The following is an 18,548-nucleotide window of genomic DNA, read 5'->3' on the forward strand; positions in this document are numbered from 1 at the left end:
GTTCTACTCCTTTAATGGATTCCCAATAGAACCATTTGGGAATGACACCTCCGATAGAGTCATTCGGGGGCAGATTTTGTGTCATCTGCGATTCTTATATGCGAATCAAGACAAAATTCTCTATTTTTGCGGTTTTACTTATAGTTGTCTGCGTCATTGCAGTCAGTTATTCTATTTTTCTGATAGAAAAAAAACTGCTTGTTGAAAACCAGAACCAGGAACTAACAAAAACGATTTCGCAGTTTTCTGCAGTTGCCAGAGAGGCAATAATTGCAAAAGATGATTTGCTGGCACTGAATTATTTGAAGGCATTAAAAAAAACAGCACTCGGGTTTGAAAATGGCTATCTTATAAATAAATTAGGCACAATTATCGCAACAACCAATGCGGATTTGCTAAGAAAAAAGAAACTGCCTGATAAAAAAGATAATTCTATAAGAATCAGTAATGATGTTATATCAGGCAATAAAAAAATTGGATTTGTTTGTATTGATTTCTCTGCAGAAGTACTAAAAAAATTGACTGATGAAAATATAAAAAAAATCGGATTTCAGGTTCTGCTCACTTCATTGCTTGTTCTGGTTTTTGGAATAATAATTTCGGTTATGTTTGCAGCAAAATTATCAAAACCTGTAAAAAAACTGGTAACCGAAGTTCGCGCTATCGCAGATGGTAATTTAGAGACCAAAGCAGATGTTCTGACAAAAGATGAAATAGGCGATTTGGCAAATGAATTTAATAAAATGGCTGTATCACTAAAGTATCTGGACCATCTAAAATCGGATTTTATCTCTAATGTATCACATGAACTGCGGTCTCCACTGGCTGCAATAGAGAGTTATATCAATCTTATGCTTGAAGATAAAGAAGAACTTAACTACGAAAATCTTGCAAAAATAAAAAATAATACTGCACGATTATCAAAATTTATTGACGACCTTTTAGATGTTTCTAAAATTGAACAGAAGGGTGGGGAAATATCCGAAAAAAAAGTGGTAAAATTAAATACTGTTGTTGAAGATGTTGTCTCGCTTTTTAAAGTGCAGACAGAAGATAAAAACCTAAAATTAGAAAATAAATTACCAGAAAAGTTGCCTGATGTTATCGCGAATAGTGAACGACTTAAACAGGTTTTTATCAATCTTATTTCAAATGCAATAAAGTTCACACAGGAAGGCGGAAAAATACAGATAGAAGCAAGAGGCAAGAGGCAAGAGGCAAGTAAAGGCAAAGAAGTTGATTCTACTGGCATCTTGCATCTTGCATCCTGCATCGAAGTTGCAGTGGCAGATACCGGTATCGGTATCCCCAGTGACCAGTTAGCAAAAATTTTTGATAAGTTCCATCAGGTAAAAGGAACCGTAGATGAACTAAAAGGACCTAAAGGAACAGGGCTTGGACTCTCAATTGTTAAAGGAATAATTGAAGAGCATAATGGAAAAGTATGGGTAGAGAGCGAATTAAATAAAGGCACAACATTCTATTTTACACTACCTGTAAACCCAAATAACGGCACCGAATAGAAACACCGAATACTACCGAATATTCGGGTCCATTTGGTTTACATTCGGTTGCTATTCGTGATTAAGGAGCGTAGCGACTATGAAAAAGATATTAGTTATTGACGATGAAAAAGATTTCAGAGACCTTGTAGAAAAAATATGTTCTAAGGAGTTTGAAGTTGTAAGTGTTGGTGATGCTGAGGAAGGTTTTAAGATTATCAAAAAAAATCTGACTGACTTGCTATTGCTTGATATAAATCTGCCTAGGGTTGGTGGCTATACGCTCTGTCAGCGAATCCGTGCGGATGAACAATTAAAAAAATTGCCAATAATAATGCTGACGGTAAGGCGCCGAAAAGAAGACCAACTAAAAGGGCTTGAACTTGGTGCAGATGATTATATCACAAAACCGTTTGAGCCGAAAGAGTTAATCGCACGGATAAAAACTGTTCTTGCCCGCTGTAAGAACCCGAATAAATGCACCGAATAAAAACACCAAATATAAGCGAATATTCGGTTCAATTCGGTTAACATTCGGTTTTCATTCGCGTGTGAACGAAGTGAACAATGAAAGAAAAAATACTGGTTGTTGACGATGATAAAGAAATTTTAGAACTTGTGAAAGATACTTTAGAGATTTCCGGGTTTTCTGTTATTACAGCAAGAGGTGCGGATAGTGCAATGGAAAAAATTGAAGCGGTCAGCCCGGCACTTGTGATTCTGGATTTGATGCTGCCAGGTATAAACGGATTTGAACTCACACGGATTCTTAAAAAAGATAACAAAACAAAAAATATACCGATTATCCTGATGTCTGCAAAATTTACAGATACACAATCAATAGTTACAGGGCTTTCATCAGGTGCGGATGATTATATTGCAAAACCGTTTGATATTGATGTACTAATAGCGAGAGTAAAAGCGATTTTGAGACGGACAAGCGGAGGGGGGTATAGATATGAAGAACAGGAGTTTATCTCGTCAAAAAATATAAAAGTGAACCTGAAAAGTAAAACGGTTTATATGCGTGAAAAAGAAGTGAAGTTAACACCGAAAGAATACGAACTGCTGGTCTATCTGATGAAAAAAAACGGTGCAGCATTAGACAGAAATACGATACTTCAAGCGGTCTGGGATTACAGTTATTTCGGGACAACACGAACCGTAGATGTCCATATTCAGCAATTGAGAAAAAAATTGAACGATGACGGGAAAATAATACAAACAATCAGCAAAACCGGCTATAAGTTTGAAGATTAACGGAGGAAGCCAATGAAAAAATTGCAGATTGCAGATTGCAGATTGCAGATTGGTAGAAATTGGAACTGGAATTGGAAACGGATGTCATTGCGAGCGTTAGCGTGGCAATCTCGGTTTTGGGTTTTACTTTTTACCTTTCTACCTTTCCACCTTTCTACCTGCCTTTATGGACAGGATATGAAAGTGAAACTGAACTCCGCAGACGGTTCTACCAGTTTCCAGGTGCGGGATTCTGCCGATGTTGTTGTAAGTTCCATAACATCCGACGGTAATATTCATACAAAATATGGTGTAAAAGCAGCAACAGAATCAATTACAGGATTGTCAAGCGTATCAAGGAGTTCTGTGACATATGAGATTGTTGCAGCAAGCGCTTCCTTCACTGCAACAGGAACTTACTCTATCATAACCAGTTCAGGGATAAGTCTCCCCGCAGGTGGCTTAAAGGACTTAACAGTAAAAAATGAAGATTTAATCATCACCTCAACTTTTGTCTATGTTGCTAATACGAGTGGACTTGCTGAGCGTACGTGGACTGATACTGTGCCATTTTATGGAACACTGAACATAACGCAACAACCTGCTATGATATATGCAGTTTTCACTACGAGTTGCTGCCGTACAGATAGTGGTTACCCAAAATTTGAATGGCAAATACTTGGAAATGGTTGCGGTCTTTCTTGGAACGTTATGGGTTATAGTGGAGGACAGTTACAGGCAGCAAATTATACTGGTTGGTCTTGGCTTGTGACTTGCGTCGGCGTGAAAAGGGTCACGCAGACGGGAACCCTCACTGTGAAGGTACAGGACCAGCACTGGGGAAATATGAATCTCTCTGAATCAAATTTCTCTGCATTCTGGTTCCCATGTGGCCCGTAGAAAAAAAATTGTTATTCTGAGAGAAAGTAGCCGACGCTGGACTGAAATGGGGACGGATGAAAATCGCCCTAAAGGGACGCGCCAAAAAGGGACGGAGCAAATAACGGGAATGGGGATGCTTCTAATAGGAAATAAGGGCGGGTCTGATTTATGATGTCTTGGAGAATTCCGAGCGAAGCGAGGGCTATCTTAACCACGAAATCACGAAAGTCCGAAAAAAAACTATCAAAAAGTTTCGTGTTTTCGTGTTTTCGTAGTCATGTAGTGTGGCCTTCATGCCACACTACAGGAAGACTACTTTTCTACGCTCCGATAAATTGGAGCGGTTCTAACCGAAACTAAAGTCAGTATGAAAAAATATGCACACCTATATAACTACTAGATGGAAAGATGGAAAGATGGAAAGATGGTTAGGTAATAGATTTTCCTTTCTATCTTTCTATTTTTCTATCTTTCTATCTCTCTATCTTTCTACCTGCCTTTATGCAACTGCATCTGCACCGAAAGTGGTTGAGGATGGTGTACTGTTCACATTTGACGCAAAGAATGCACATAAAGTATATTTAGCCGGCTCTTTTAAGAAAGATAATGATGGGAATTCAGTGGTTAATTTCAGCGAACTTGTAACGGTAACTAAAAAACGGCTCTTGGTTGAAGGTCGGATTCTAAAACCGTTAATTGTTGAAAAAATCAAAAAAAATTTGGATAGCATTTATATAAAAAAAATAGTCCTGCATAAAATCTGGATAAAACCAAATGAAGAAACGAAAGTTACTGTAGATATAGAAAATATAGAGAGTAAAAAAAAAGATACTACACTTGTGTTTTATGTTAAAAAGTTTGACAACCAAGTATTAGCACAAAAAGAAACAAAAAAAATAGAGAAATCTATAACATTTGAAATCCAAACAAAAAGTTACAGTGAAGACGGTTATATTTTTGAGTTTGAATTAAAAGAAAAAGAAAAAGTTATAGATAGAGAATATGAAGTTATTTCAATAGTAAAAAATATTTCTGATGATTTAAGATACGGCTTCTATGCAAACTGGGATAAAATCGGCGCTGACTACAAGAAGAAAACCGACTATTTTGCACAACTGCATATCAATGCGATTGAGTATTACGATTATTTTCCAGCACACGGTTATTACGCACCTAAAGAAAAAATGTATAAATCTGAGCCATTCGGTATAACGATTTTAGCCGACGATATTCAGCAAAAAATTGATTCTGCACGAGACCGAAATATCCTGTCTGTTGCATATGTTGCTGCATATTCGGCTTCTAAATCTATTTATGAAAAATACCCGTATCCAATGACTGATGAAAAAGGCAACCCGAAAGTTTTTAATGGTAGTATCACAACAGAACTTGACGCCAAAAACCAAAACAAGGATATCTGGTTTTATCTGATGGCAATCGCACAGGATACTAAATGGTATTCTTACATTATGGAACAGTTCAGAAAAACGATGGATAATTCTGCTGATGATTTGGTTTCATTTGATGGTTTTGAGATTGATTCTTACGGTCATTCCAAAAACGAACGATACTATAGTGCAAGTAGTAAATATAATGGTGAACTGTTGAGCACAATTATTATGACTTTTGTGAATGCTGTTCGTAAAATAGCACATAAAATTAAACCTGATTCTGTTGTATCGTTTAATTGTGTCAACGAATACGGTATAGAGCAAATGTGTAATATAGTGGATTTCCTATTCATAGAGAATTGGGCGGGTTATAAAAGCGGCTTAGAAGATTTAGTTGATATCTGCTATAAAAACCGTGTGGCTAAAAATCAGCGGGTAGTAATCAAACTCTATCCAGCGGATACTGTGGGCAGTCCAAAAATATTCTCAAAAGAATGTCTGAAATACTTACTCGGTGCTGCAATGACCGGCGGCGGCTCCGTTATGGTTGCCGGCGAGCCTGACGAACAAAACAACCGAATGCATGCGTTGAATACGCTTTATTATCCTGATAATGTCGCAATGCCCGACGACAATTTTGGTATCTTAAAAAATTATTATACTTTTGATACACTGCTATACAGAATCACACACGGCAAAAATGTGAATAACCTGAAGTCAGATTTTGAACTACCGGATTGTATTACAAGAGAATTTTTATCAAATAGATATATCGTGGTAAGTATTTTGCATAACGGCAACAACAGTGAATGGAATCAAAAAGTTGCCACACCGAATACATTAGAAAACTACGAAATTGCTTATACTCTGCCTAAAAACAAAAAACCAGTCGCGGTCTATTATGGAACGCCGGATTACGAGGAATTACTAATACCTAAATCATTAGATTGGGAGTTAAAAGACGGATATATTCGGACACTACTGCCGAAACTTGAAACTTACGGTGTTTTAATAATAGAAACAATACAATGAAACCGCAGATGAACGCAGATATACGCAGACGCCGTTCCCGTCCCGTATGTGTCATTCCCGCGAAAGCGGGAATCTACGGGATAAACTCCAGCGGGAATCTACAATTATGGATTCCCGATAGAGACACTCGGGAATGACACTTCGTGTCATCTGTGTTCTCAGTGTTCTCTGTGGTTAAAATTAGATGAAAAAAACAATAAAAGAAAACCTTACGGGCTATGCGTTTCTTTTACCAAATATCTTGGGCTTTCTGGTATTTGTTTTTTTGCCAGTTTTCGCATCGCTGGTCTTAAGTTTTTTTGAATGGGATCTGTTCAGTACACCTGTTTTCGTCGGTGTCGCTAATTTTGTGAAACTGGTCAAAGACACTTATTTCTGGAAATATCTGTTGAACACACTGTTCTTTATGCTTGGAATACCTGTTGGAATGGCGGTCTCTTTACTTTTTGCAATAATGATGAATCAGAAAATCAAAGGAATCGTATTTTTCAGAACTGTTTATTTTATGCCAGTTGTCTCGTCATTTGTCGCCTGCGCACTGCTCTGGCGATGGATTTATAATCCTGATTTCGGGCTCTTGAACGGGCTGTTAAAAATGGTTGGCATAAACGGTCCTGCATGGCTTTCTTCAACAACTTGGGCTAAACCAGCAATTATTTTGATGAATATCTGGAAAGGTGCAGGATATAATATGCTGCTTTATTTAGCAGCACTTCAAGGCATTCCGGATTTTTTATACGAAGCTGCAGAAGTGGATGGCGCAGACATTTGGAATAAATTCTGGCATATCACTTTTCCATTGCTTTCACCAACACATTTCTTTATTATCATTATGAGCGTAATTGGTGTCTTCCAAACATTTGGCGAGATATTTATGATGACAGGTGGCGGACCCGGTGGCTCAACCACGACAATCGTTTATTACATCTATAATAATGCATTCCAGTGGTTCCATATGGGTTATGCATCGGCAATCTCTTGGGCACTTTTTGCGCTGATTTTTGGCGCTACTATTCTTCAATGGAAATATACTGCCAAATTCAGAGAACTAACATATTAAAAAAATGAAACCACAGATAAACACAGATGAACACAGATGACACGAAGTGTCATTCCCGAGTGTCTCTATTGGGAATCCATAATTGTAGATTCCCGCTGGAGTTTATCCCGTAGATTCCCGCTTTCGCGGGAATGACACATACGGGACGGGAACGGTGTCTGCGTATATCTGTGTGCAATCTGCGTAATCTGCGTTCAAAAATATGGTAAAAAAAATTATTACTTATTCAATACTGATATTTGGCGCAGTTGTAATGCTCGCACCGTTTCTGTGGATGCTCTCTACATCGTTAAAAGAGCCCGGTGCAGTGTTTGTATATCCGCCAAAATGGCTGCCTGTGCCTGTCCGATGGCGAAATTATGTTGATGCATGGAATGCGGTTCCGTTTGGCAGGTTCTTCCTGAATTCTATTCTTGTCTCTTTATGCGTTACAATCGGGCAGGTGCTCACATCATCGCTTGCTGCATATGCGTTTGCGCGGCTGAGTTTCAAAGGCAGAGATAAAATATTTTTAGGCTATCTCGCTACAATGATGATACCATTCCCAGTAACAATGATACCGGTTTTTATCTTAATCACAAAATTGCAACTGATTGATTCTATACAAGCACTGATACTACCGGGGCTTTTTACCGCATATGGAACTTTTATGTTAAGGCAGTTTTTTCTGTCTATCCCGAAAGAATTAGAAGAGGCGGCAGTGATTGACGGTGCGAGCAAATTCAGAATCTGGTGTCAGATAATCATGCCTTTATCAAAACCGGCATTAGCAACACTGGCAACATTCACATTTATGGGCACCTGGAATGATTTTATGTGGCCATTGATTGTGATAAAAACAAAAACAAAAATGACACTACCAGTCGGGCTGGCATCGTTTCAGGGAATGTATTATACCGACTGGACGCTCCTTATGGCTGCAAGTGTGATTGTGCTTCTGCCAGTGCTGTTGGTTTATATATTCAACCAACGATTTTTTGTTAAAGGTATCGCCTTAACAGGACTTAAGTAGGGGGGATTATGCAAAAAGTGGCTAAGTGGTTTGTTGACTTCAAGTGGTTAAGTGGTCAAGTGAATAGATGGTTTGGTGGTCAGGTGGTTAGGTGGTTAGGTTTGGTTTTCCTATCTACCTATCTACCTATCTACCTATCTACCTGCTTTACCGGTTGCAGGAAAAAAGATGGGAAGTTAAAAGAAGGCGAGGTAGAACTTGAATATATGATGTGGGGTGAGCCGGATGAATTAAAAACGGTAACCGAGTACTTGAAACAATTTGAAGAAAAGTTCCCTAAAATCAAGATAAAAATACTGCATACCCCACAAAATTACGACGATAAACTAAAAACGATGTTCGCTGCACATACACCGCCGGATGTTATGTATGTCGGGCTTGAGACATTCCCATCATTCGCAACCCGCGGTGTGCTTTTAGACCTCAATCCATATCTTGAACGAGATAAGCAGGAGTTTAACCTTAACGATTTTTATCCGGAACTGATGAAATGTTTTGAATACGATGGAAAGTATTACGGGATTGCAAAGGACTTTACACCGTTAGTTTTGTATTACAACAAAGATATGTTTGATAAAATGGGGGTAAAATATCCGAATAAGAAGGGTGGGTGGAAATGGGCTGATTTTTTAGATGCTGCAAAAAAACTGACTGTTGATTTTAATAACGATGGTAAAATAGACCAGTACGGGTTTGTATTAGAGACATGGTTTCAAGAATGGGCACCTTGGGTTTGGCAGAATGATGGAAAAATAATGAGCGATGATAAAAAGAAATGGCTGCTCGGCTCACCTGAGTATATTGATAGAAATTCAGAAGCAGTCCAGTTCCTTGCGGATTTGGTCTGGAAACATAATGTCGCACCGAGACCAACTGTGACAACTGATTTTGGTACTGCGGATATGTTTATGACTGGCAAAGTGGCTATGTGCACTTACGGTAGATGGATGTGTATGCAATTCAGGCATATAAAAGATTTTAAGTGGGATATCGCACCACTGCCGTATAACAAAAAACGGGCTGCTACGCTTTTTGTTGTCTGCTACGGTATCGCAAACGAATCCAAACATAAAGAAGAGGCATGGCAACTTATAAAGTACTTGATGAGTAAAGAAGGGCAGGAATTGGTTGCAGAAGCAGGTCATGCTATACCGTCTTTGAAATCAGTTGCAAAGTCAGACCGTTTCCTGAAAGCGAAAGTGATTACTCAGCCGATAGATGCAAAGGTTTATCTTGATTCAATAAAATATGCTCAACCGACACCGACAAATCCATACTGGGTTGAAATAAATGAGTTATTAGGCAGAGAGATTGATTGGGTCTGGCAGGGTAAAAAACCAGCCAAAGAAGTTTTAGAAACAATTCAGCCACAGATAGAAAACCTGCTATCAAAATATTATGTAAAATAATAGAGTCAACTTTTTCTACGAAACTTTAGTTTCGGTTAAAACCGAATCAGAACCGGCACTGAAGTGTCAAAAGTAACACAAGGTAGACGGCAATTAATTGCCGTCTACGGAAGGAGATAAATATATGGGCAAAATTCACAGGTTTTTGGAAAAAGGTGCGGTTCATTTTGTAACAACTAATACTATAAATCGTGTGAAAATTTTTAATGATGAAGTTTCTGCAAGATTTCTGTTATTATGTATTGGGTATCATAAGTTTATGCTTAATTTTTACCTTCTGGGATATGTGATTATGCCAGACCATTTACATATGTTGTTGCAGATTTTAAGCGAGAAATATAATCTATCTGTTATTATGAAGCAAATCAAAGGCAATTTTGCCCGTAAATACAACGAATGGTATCAAAAAAACCAACCCACAGGTAGTCGGCGTTTAAACGCCGACTACCTGAAATGGGATTATAGAGGGTTTTCATACAAACCTGTATGGCAGGAAAGTTTTTATGACACTGCATTACGAGACCCAAAACAAGTTCGTGAAAAAATAGAATATATGCATTGGAATCCCGTCAAAGCAGGGATTGTTGACCACCCTAAAGATTATGAATTTTCAAGTTATCACCAGTATTACGGTGAAAAAAGATTATGGATACAAATCCCTATAGAAAAATTTATAATTTAATACGGCATTTAATTGCCGTCTACATTGTAATAGGTATTTCTTACCTTTATGGGTCATTTACTATAACTGCGGGGACGGCTACGCTTTCTGATTTCACAACTGTTGATATTTCAAGCGATGTTGCAATTGATGCAGGTGCAGTGTTCGTAGCAAGCGGTGGTGTTATCAATATAGGCAGAAACTGGACCAAAAATGATACCGGTATTTTTGATTTCGGCACCTCAACCATTACATTTTATACAACATATACAAGCACACTTACAGGCAATACCACTTTTTACTGTTTTCGTTGCGAAACCTCAGCAAAAGAATTGCAATTTACCGAAAAGTCAACCCAGACGGTAACAAATATATTCACACTAACAGGTGCTTCGGGTAATTTGATAAAACTGCGGTCAACAGTTGACGCTTCTTTATGGTATATTCAATTCCCAAACAGCGCTCAATCGGTTGATTATGTAGATGTTAAGGACTCATCTGCCTGTATAAAAACGGTTACCGCTAACTATTCTACTGATTCCGGGAACAACTTTAACTGGATATTCCCGAATAACCCGCCGACAATTTCAGGACTTACTCAACTTGCTGGGAGTGAGGCTTTAGCCTCAATGCAATGGACAAATTCGTCATTAATCATTTCGTCATTCACACTTCAAGACCCGCAAGCAGGTGATACTGTAAAGTTTTATCTACACGTGACTTCAGTCACAAGTGGAAGTTCTGCTGACTGGTCACAGCCATTTTTCTGTACAACATCTGCATATCTATCGCAAGGGACTACAGGATACCTGTGGACTACACTAACCGATAAAGCAACATACTGGTGGCGATGCTGGGCAGAAGACAGTCAAGGTGCCACATCGTCCACAAATACAACACTCGGTCAGGGCGGTGTCGCAAAATTCGCCTTTGATAACAAGCCACCGGATGCTATCTCAAATCTTACCGCACTCACAGGCACACAATACGATGGTGATATATTACTCAAATGGACTGCACCCGGTAGCGATGGTGCAGTTGGCGATTTCTCAGGTCAATACCATATCAAATGGTCTACAAGAACAGAAAATATTACAAATTTTGACTCCCCACCATATCCTACATATGAACGGTATGTAAGTAGTTCTATAATAGCACAACAAGAACAGGTATTCACAATGACTGGTTTAAATCCAGGCACAACTTATTATTTCGCAATTGAAACGATAGATACCGCCGGGAATACAGCATCATGGTCAACAGTCGGTGTCAATACAGCCAACCGAAATTATGCTTTGGACTTAAATCCTAATCCACCACCTTCACTTTCTGCAATTTCCAACTCCTCAACAACTATCAATCTGTCCTGGGAAAAACCTGTCCCTCTATATATTGATGATATTTCGTATTACCATATTTTTCGTGCTACATTTACATTCACAAGCACAACAACACTGAATGTTATTTTGGTAGATACCGTTACTCATCCTACTGATGTTCATATATCAACAGGACTCGCTATCCATACAACCTACTACTACCGGATAGTTACTTTTGATAAAGGTGATACAGACCCCGGGCTTATAAGTTATGTGTTGAACTCTATTACTTCTACGATAGTAAACGCCTGTCCGCAACCGACTGCCTCTGAAAAAGTAAAGGTAAGCGTGGTCTATGATAACCGTTCTTCTACAAATACAAACAATTACGGGCTTATTGATGGTATTGAAGATGCAGATGGTACTGTCACCTGGGATTGGCCATTTATACCTGATGGTGGGAATATCACCAAATACGAGATTGAGGTCTCAACAGATATAAATTTTTCATTCTACTCATCTTCTGCAGCGCTTTCATCAACTGTTTCTACATATACCGCAACGGGTTTAGTGCGTGGAAAATATCATTATGCGCGTGTCCGTGCCACAAATGACGAAGCCATCACAGGTAGTTGGACTGCTTCAGACGGTATCTATGTGAATGCAAAAACGGTTGACGGCTCGCTTGCCGATTGGTCAACTTTTAACCTATCAACATATAACTTTATAACTACCTATCAAGGTGCAGGAAACTGGCGTGAGGCGGTCTGGATTGATACAACTACTGACGAGCGTGGTGCAGATGATAACCAGCCAAATTATACACAACTGGATATCGCTACATTTTCAATTACTTGTGATGAATATAATCTTTATATGTATGTGCTTTTTGCTTCCAGTAATACCGGTGGTAGTTCGCCTGTTTTTGATGGCAGGAATTTTGTACAAATTTTAATTGACAATGGTAACATCTCTGCAGAACGCGTCTTCCGTGGTCGTGGTGATAAATACGAGGACAGTTATGTCTCAAAATATGTTTCCTGGGAATATCTATGTGAGATTGTAACAGGTAACGACCAGTTTCGTGTAGAAGATAATTTATTCACTAACCGCCAGTATGGAAAGTATACAGAAAATAACAGCGGCTACTTTTATGAAGTTGCAATGCCATTATCAAAATTAGGTGGCAGTAGCAAATTTTTAGGCAAAACGGTTAACTTCACAGTTGCAACATTCTGGAATGATGGTGACGCTATCGGCAACTGGTCACCTGCAACAAATTCTAATATAGTAGATGTAGTAAGTTCATCAGGACCTGCTACTTGGAATGAAGTTGAAGGCAGGATTGTTGACCATTATCTCGCAATCACATTTTCTACATTTGGCTATGTTAGTTCTGCTACTTCTACACTATCAACAACATCTTCAATCCCGGATGAGCCAGAAAACGCATCAAACGGTGTCTCACCCTGCCCGCCTTCTGCACTGGACTATATTATGTATCGGCTTTTCCCGGATGCATGGTATAACGGCGATACTACTAACGACGATATCGGCGATACTAACGATTACGGTGGTGATTTCCAGGGTGTTATAGATAAAGTGGACTACCTCAACGAGATGGGAATCAATATGGTTTATTTCGGGCCTTTCCATGAAAATGGTGGCGGTATCTGGGGCTACAATATTGACGATATCTACAAGCACGAAGGTAAGTTCGGTGGTACTTCCAAATATATTGAGATGATGAAAACACTCAGAAACCATAATATCAAAGTAATGATGGACTGGGTACCGGGTCAGGTTGGTGGACCTGATTCACCAACTGCGAAGAAGCATCCTACATATTATCAGCCGGAGCAGTTTTCTACCTCTGGCGGTGGCACAAAACAGGAATATGCAGAACCACGCGCACTTTATCTCAACAATCTCATCTGGAATATGTCAATAACAGATGCTGTCCGTTTTGATAACCCCAAATTCTGGGATAATGGTCTCGGACCTGAACAATATGAGTTTAATAGAGCGTTGAGGAAACTTACTGACCGCTGGGACCCGCAGTACTACCTCTTTTCTGAGATACCAGAAACCGCTGGCGATATCAATAACTATACAGGAAATAACGGGCCGATGCTACACGGTGGCGAGCAGATGAAAGTAGGTGGGTATAAAGAAGGTGGGCAGTATTATATCAGTTCGTGGGCTATGCCCAAGGGTACTGTTGGTGTGGCTGCTGAAGCTAATAATAGACATAGTAACGCAGATGGCTGGAATACTTCTCAAGTTTGTAGAAATAGTTTAGATAATGAAGAAATCAATTGGAAAAACGAGTGGGCGATAAACGCAACAATTATGGAAAGCCATGATGAACGAAGATTCATCAGCAGATCTCGTGGAGATGATGGTGCTTCCTGGGGATATGATTCTCAGGTTGGTTATATGGCAGCAATCACACTCGGTGGGCCTTTAAGTATTATGTATGGTGGTGAAGTCGGTCTTGAAGGTCCTTACGATGGCTCACAAAAAGCAAAAATGGATATCAACGGCAATGTTCGGCTAATGGAGTTTGATAGAGTTAATGTTGACCCGTGGACTAATGTTAGACCCGCTATCCGGCGAGCAATTCAAGCAAAAGCAAATTTCGCACCATTGCGCGGCGATCCCCAAGAAGGCGGTCGCGGATGGTATAACGGAACAGATGCTGCCGAGTTTGATACAAATATTCTTGGATGTTCAAGAACTGGCTGGGGTCAGAAAGCAATTGTCTTCTGGAACTGGTCAGCAGGTGATATAACCCTGCCAGCTCTTATAGGCACAGGTGATGCAAGCACAAGTTATAAGGACTGGCTTACCGATGCTGGATATACAACGAATGCGTCCGGACAGTTCACAACTACAATTGTAGTGCCATCACATTACGGAAGAATTCTGATTCGTGGTGGTTATGACTGGGTAAACTGCACAGGCACCGTTACAAGTGGTGGCTCACCTGTCGCAAACGCTGTTGTTGATATTGACCAGAAATCACACTGGACTGTGATGACTGATGCGAATGGTTATTATTCTATTTCAGGCAATTTAAGAAAGATATTAACCGGAAGTCATACTATACGCTGCTGGGCGGATGGCTATAATATCGCAACCACAGATGTTAATTTCACAACCGCACTCATAAATAATGGTGTTGATTTTACATTAACAACAGATAATACACCACCATCAGCACCATCAACACTCGCTGCACAGCCAAGAAGTGAAGCAGTGATGCTTTCCTGGCAGCCAAATACAGAATCGGATTTTCAGTCGTATCTTATCTATCGCTCGTCAACAGAACCTATACCCGATGGCTCATTCCCAGAACCAGTTTTTGAGGTATTCAAAACATTTTATTATGATAACAATCTTGACGGACAATTAGACAGCAACGACAATGTCTACGACCGGATACAAAATGGAACTACATACTACTACCGTATCCGTGCGGTTGATAGGAACGGTAACAAATCTGCATTATCTAATCAAATTACTGTAATCCCAAGAGCTGTAAAAGTAAAATTCTGGCTGGATGCGCGGGATTCCGGACTCACCATAACATCTGCTACTGTAACTGGCGGTGCACTCGCATTCGGGAATGCTACATATGGCAGTTGGCCCAACGGTTTGGCAATGGATGAAGTTGTAGACGGTGTTTTTCAGAAAGAGGTTGAGTTTGACGATACAATATTTTTGGAATACAAATATAAACTTCACAATGGTAATAATGTTTGGGAGGGTAGTAGTGGTCAATTGTTCCTTGACGGGCCTCAACAAGGTCACAACCGTGGTGAACTTTACAAATATAACCAGTCAAATAGTGTGAATGAAAACGAGCAGGTGCCTGATATTGAAATAAAAGATGAAGGCAATGGCGAGATGATATTAGCGGATAAATGGCAATACTATAATGACCAAGCACCAAGAACACCACAAGGGCTTGAAATCACCGCAGGACCGAATCAACTAACTGTTGGATGGACGGCAAATGCAGAGCCGGATTTGAATTATTACACAATCCGTACTTCTAATACTGCCGATAGTACACTTAAATATGTGCAGGTATCAAGTGCAGCAATCAATTATGTTGACCTCGGGCTAACTAATAATGTTACCTATTTCTATTCTGTTTCCGCTACTGATAGACGAGGCAATACATCCGGCTATTCTTCTGTAATTTCGGACTACCCGAGAGCAACTGATACATCTGCACCTTCTACACCAACAGGGCTTGAAGCAGTAGGCGCAGGCACTGATGGCTTGACTGCAATCAAAGTAAAATGGTCGCAAAATTACGAAGGTGATTTAGCAGGATATAATATCTATAAATCAACTGTGTCAGGTTTCACACCCGACACTACAAATAAATTGAATTATACGCTTATCTGCCCAACCGCTACTTATTATACCGATTCTAATATCACAACCGGCACTACTTACTATTACAAACTCGCAGCAGTTGATTCTTCAGGCAACAGTTCACCGTATACCTCACAACTCTCTGTGAATTTATTCCCAATCACTTTTGAAGTAGATATGGGTAATATCACATTAACAAATGTCCAGATTATCGGTGATACAGAACCACTTGACTGGACCACATCGATAAACCTTACACAAATGAGTAATAGTACCACATGGTATCGCCAACTCGGAATGGTCGCTAATAGCAGCATCAGATACAGATACTCGTATAATAACGATTTAGATAACAAAGAACAGAACTTTAATACAGCATCTACAGACCGTGAATATACAATCCCATATTCAACAACAACAAACTACGACGACTGGGAAGAAAATCCGGATGCAATTGCAGGCACACTGGTTTATGCAGGGTATCAAAAAGCGAATCTTTATTGGGATAGAAATACAACCGCTGAAGAATTACTCGGCTACAATATCTATAGAAACGACGGGCTTACAAGCCAGACAACTATACAGCTAAATGCATCACCTGTCTCTTACAGCCAGCCATACACTGTAGAAGGACTTACACTTGGCAATACTTACTCATTCCTGATTCGTGCAGTTGATTCAGGTGGCCAAAAACTTGAAAGTTCTACCGCAACCGTTGTTTCCTGCTGGATTAGTAACCAGATTGTTTATGTTAATTTCGGTGTGCCATACACAATTGGGCTTGCAAGTTCGCCTTGGGGTGATAGTAGTAAAATCCAACTGCAACTCGCGATAATGTCATCAACACAAACTTCAGTTTGGAGTTCAGCCGACAGAGCGAATATTACTAATGGAAAACTTGATATGACTGCAGATGCTACAAACAAAACCTATCGCGCTAGTGTGCCGCTGATTAAAGGGCAGTACTACAATTTCTTGTTCTTTGCAGAAACAACCGCAACACCACCAGACGGGCTTAAAGCTAATACCGTATACTACGATTGCGTCTGGAACGCTGGCACCTGGAATAGTTATTCTGTAGTTCCATCAACTGCAAAATTTATCACATCTAAAAGTTCAACTTCTATAACAGGTAATCAATACGGCTGGTTTGGTAACGCAGGCAAAGATAATGATGCTCGCAGAATCTTGTATGTGGATACAACACTTGACAATGATGCTACCTGGTATGTATTCGCTAATTTTGCATCTACACCTACCGCACCAACATATATTCAAGCGATACCCGGGAATCAAAAGGTTACCCTTGTATGGTCTGCACCTTACGGCAATGCATGGATATGGCCACCACCCCAAAACACAGGTAATGTGCCTGCAAGTGGTGGTGAGTCAATGAAAGCCGCAGATGTTGTCTGCGGCGGTGTCTACCAGATATATGTCTGCACAGATATAGCAATCACAAACGATTTCTCTAAATATCAAGCAACTGCTACTGTTTCCGGTAGTTCGTTTACATATACATCCCCGCCACTCAAAAACGGCGTCACATATTACTACATTATCCGTGCTTCAGATACCTTTAAGGGAATTGCTGGCGGAATTGACGGCAACTGCTACAGCGTATTTTCTGCCACTGTCTCTGCGTGCCCGACTAACGAGTATGTAGTTGTAAAAATAAGAGTGAATAAAGGCGCAGAACCAATATGGCGTAATGTCCGAAAAACAATCGCATTCCAGGAAGGTCAAACCGTGTCCGCATGGGATGAAGTAGGCAGGTCTAATTTAACATCAACAGGTCGTGCTGTAAATATGACCGCACCTGCTGATGATTCAACCGAGCAGGAGTTTTCTGTAAATCTTGCTGGTGGAACAACTTACAATTTTATATTATTCGCATATTCTACATTCACAATCTCAGGACTTACCGTCGGAACAACATATTACGATACCGTCCCTACAAGCGGCTCTAATGGTATGGCAACCTCAACATCTACCGCTAATATCACATCACACGGTTCTGCGTGGTATGGCAATGTAGGTGCTACTGGCGATTCCAGACGGCTTTTATATGTGCCACGATTATCTCAACTTGGTGGCGGTGCAACTTTGTATGTATATTGCAACTTCGCAGCCAGACCTACACAGTCGTCTGTGTATGCCACTGCTGCATCTTCTTATTCAATATTGTTAATGTGGACACCATATGGTGCCTGGGGAACTGATAGCGAATCATTCAAAGCTGCTGATGTCATTGCAGGCGGGTTTTATTATGTTTATCGCTCGTCAGTTTCAGCATCAGGACCATATGTTTTGTGGGCTTCTACAGATGTTATGTCATGGACTGATGATGATAAAGATACATCTGGTGATAACAAAGGGCTGATTGGTGGGAATGAGTATTTCTATGTTATTGTCGCATCAGACGCATACAAAGGTGCATCAGGTCAGGTAGCAATACCGAATCTGTATCGCACAGGTGCACCTGAATTCTCAACTGCAGATGCTAGTTTTACACCCGGTGAGCGGATACCGCTATATTTCAAGGTAGAAAGAAAAGATATTATATACCCGACTTTAGTCGGCTACGTAGAAAAAAGATTTACACCTGACTTACTTATACCCGACTTTAGTCGGTAAAAACAAACAAGC

General features: G+C 39.9%; 10 protein-coding genes. All 10 read left to right on the forward strand.

What is annotated here, in order from left to right; all coding sequences use genetic code 11:
• Window positions 1-98 precede the first annotated feature (98 nt).
• The 10 genes from AB1349_00550 to AB1349_00595 all read left to right on the forward strand — a co-directional run bounded on the left by AB1349_00550 (window position 99) and on the right by AB1349_00595 (window position 18,536).
• Complete coding sequence (locus AB1349_00550; GenBank protein ID MEW6555826.1) at window positions 99-1,523, forward strand: HAMP domain-containing sensor histidine kinase; 1,425 nt, start codon at window positions 99-101, stop codon at window positions 1,521-1,523.
• A 79-nt stretch (window positions 1,524-1,602) separates the two neighbouring features.
• Window positions 1,603-1,992: a response regulator gene (locus AB1349_00555; protein MEW6555827.1), complete on the forward strand. Its 390-nt coding sequence runs from the start codon at window positions 1,603-1,605 to the stop codon at window positions 1,990-1,992.
• Between the two features lie 77 nt (window positions 1,993-2,069).
• Window positions 2,070-2,762, forward strand: coding sequence for a response regulator transcription factor (locus AB1349_00560; protein ID MEW6555828.1), 693 nt, complete (start codon window positions 2,070-2,072; stop codon window positions 2,760-2,762).
• A 12-nt stretch (window positions 2,763-2,774) separates the two neighbouring features.
• A complete protein-coding gene (locus AB1349_00565; protein ID MEW6555829.1) occupies window positions 2,775-3,641 on the forward strand; it encodes a hypothetical protein in 867 nt (288 codons plus the stop codon).
• A 359-nt stretch (window positions 3,642-4,000) separates the two neighbouring features.
• On the forward strand, window positions 4,001-6,046 hold the full coding sequence (locus tag AB1349_00570) for a hypothetical protein (protein MEW6555830.1): 2,046 nt from the start codon (window positions 4,001-4,003) through the stop codon (window positions 6,044-6,046).
• Between the two features lie 184 nt (window positions 6,047-6,230).
• Window positions 6,231-7,106 carry a sugar ABC transporter permease gene (locus AB1349_00575; protein ID MEW6555831.1) on the forward strand — a complete coding sequence of 292 codons (876 nt, stop codon included), beginning with the start codon at window positions 6,231-6,233 and terminating at the stop codon, window positions 7,104-7,106.
• A 202-nt stretch (window positions 7,107-7,308) separates the two neighbouring features.
• Window positions 7,309-8,118: a carbohydrate ABC transporter permease gene (locus tag AB1349_00580; GenBank protein ID MEW6555832.1), complete on the forward strand. Its 810-nt coding sequence runs from the start codon at window positions 7,309-7,311 to the stop codon at window positions 8,116-8,118.
• Between the two features lie 8 nt (window positions 8,119-8,126).
• Window positions 8,127-9,527, forward strand: coding sequence for a sugar ABC transporter substrate-binding protein (locus AB1349_00585; protein ID MEW6555833.1), 1,401 nt, complete (start codon window positions 8,127-8,129; stop codon window positions 9,525-9,527).
• A gap of 124 nt (window positions 9,528-9,651) precedes the next feature.
• Window positions 9,652-10,209 carry a transposase gene (locus AB1349_00590; GenBank protein ID MEW6555834.1) on the forward strand — a complete coding sequence of 186 codons (558 nt, stop codon included), beginning with the start codon at window positions 9,652-9,654 and terminating at the stop codon, window positions 10,207-10,209.
• A complete protein-coding gene (locus AB1349_00595; protein ID MEW6555835.1) occupies window positions 10,173-18,536 on the forward strand; it encodes an alpha-amylase family glycosyl hydrolase in 8,364 nt (2,787 codons plus the stop codon). Before AB1349_00590 ends, AB1349_00595 begins: the two co-directional genes overlap by 37 nt.
• The last annotated feature ends 12 nt before the right edge of the window (window positions 18,537-18,548 follow it).

It is taken from the genome of Elusimicrobiota bacterium (assembly GCA_040757695.1).
In the GTDB taxonomy this organism is placed as follows: domain Bacteria; phylum Elusimicrobiota; class UBA8919; order UBA8919; family UBA8919; genus JBFLWK01.

Bases quoted from the DNA above. Each gene is read 5' to 3' on its own strand.
- AB1349_00550 (MEW6555826.1), top strand. From the start codon at position 99: ATGCGAATCAAGACAAAATTCTCTATTTTTGCGGTTTTACTTATAGTT.
- AB1349_00555 (MEW6555827.1), top strand. From the start codon at position 1,603: ATGAAAAAGATATTAGTTATTGACGATGAAAAAGATTTCAGAGACCTT.
- AB1349_00560 (MEW6555828.1), top strand. From the start codon at position 2,070: ATGAAAGAAAAAATACTGGTTGTTGACGATGATAAAGAAATTTTAGAA.
- AB1349_00565 (MEW6555829.1), top strand. From the start codon at position 2,775: ATGAAAAAATTGCAGATTGCAGATTGCAGATTGCAGATTGGTAGAAAT.
- AB1349_00570 (MEW6555830.1), top strand. From the start codon at position 4,001: ATGCACACCTATATAACTACTAGATGGAAAGATGGAAAGATGGAAAGA.
- AB1349_00575 (MEW6555831.1), top strand. From the start codon at position 6,231: ATGAAAAAAACAATAAAAGAAAACCTTACGGGCTATGCGTTTCTTTTA.
- AB1349_00580 (MEW6555832.1), top strand. From the start codon at position 7,309: ATGGTAAAAAAAATTATTACTTATTCAATACTGATATTTGGCGCAGTT.
- AB1349_00585 (MEW6555833.1), top strand. From the start codon at position 8,127: ATGCAAAAAGTGGCTAAGTGGTTTGTTGACTTCAAGTGGTTAAGTGGT.
- AB1349_00590 (MEW6555834.1), top strand. From the start codon at position 9,652: ATGGGCAAAATTCACAGGTTTTTGGAAAAAGGTGCGGTTCATTTTGTA.
- AB1349_00595 (MEW6555835.1), top strand. From the start codon at position 10,173: ATGGATACAAATCCCTATAGAAAAATTTATAATTTAATACGGCATTTA.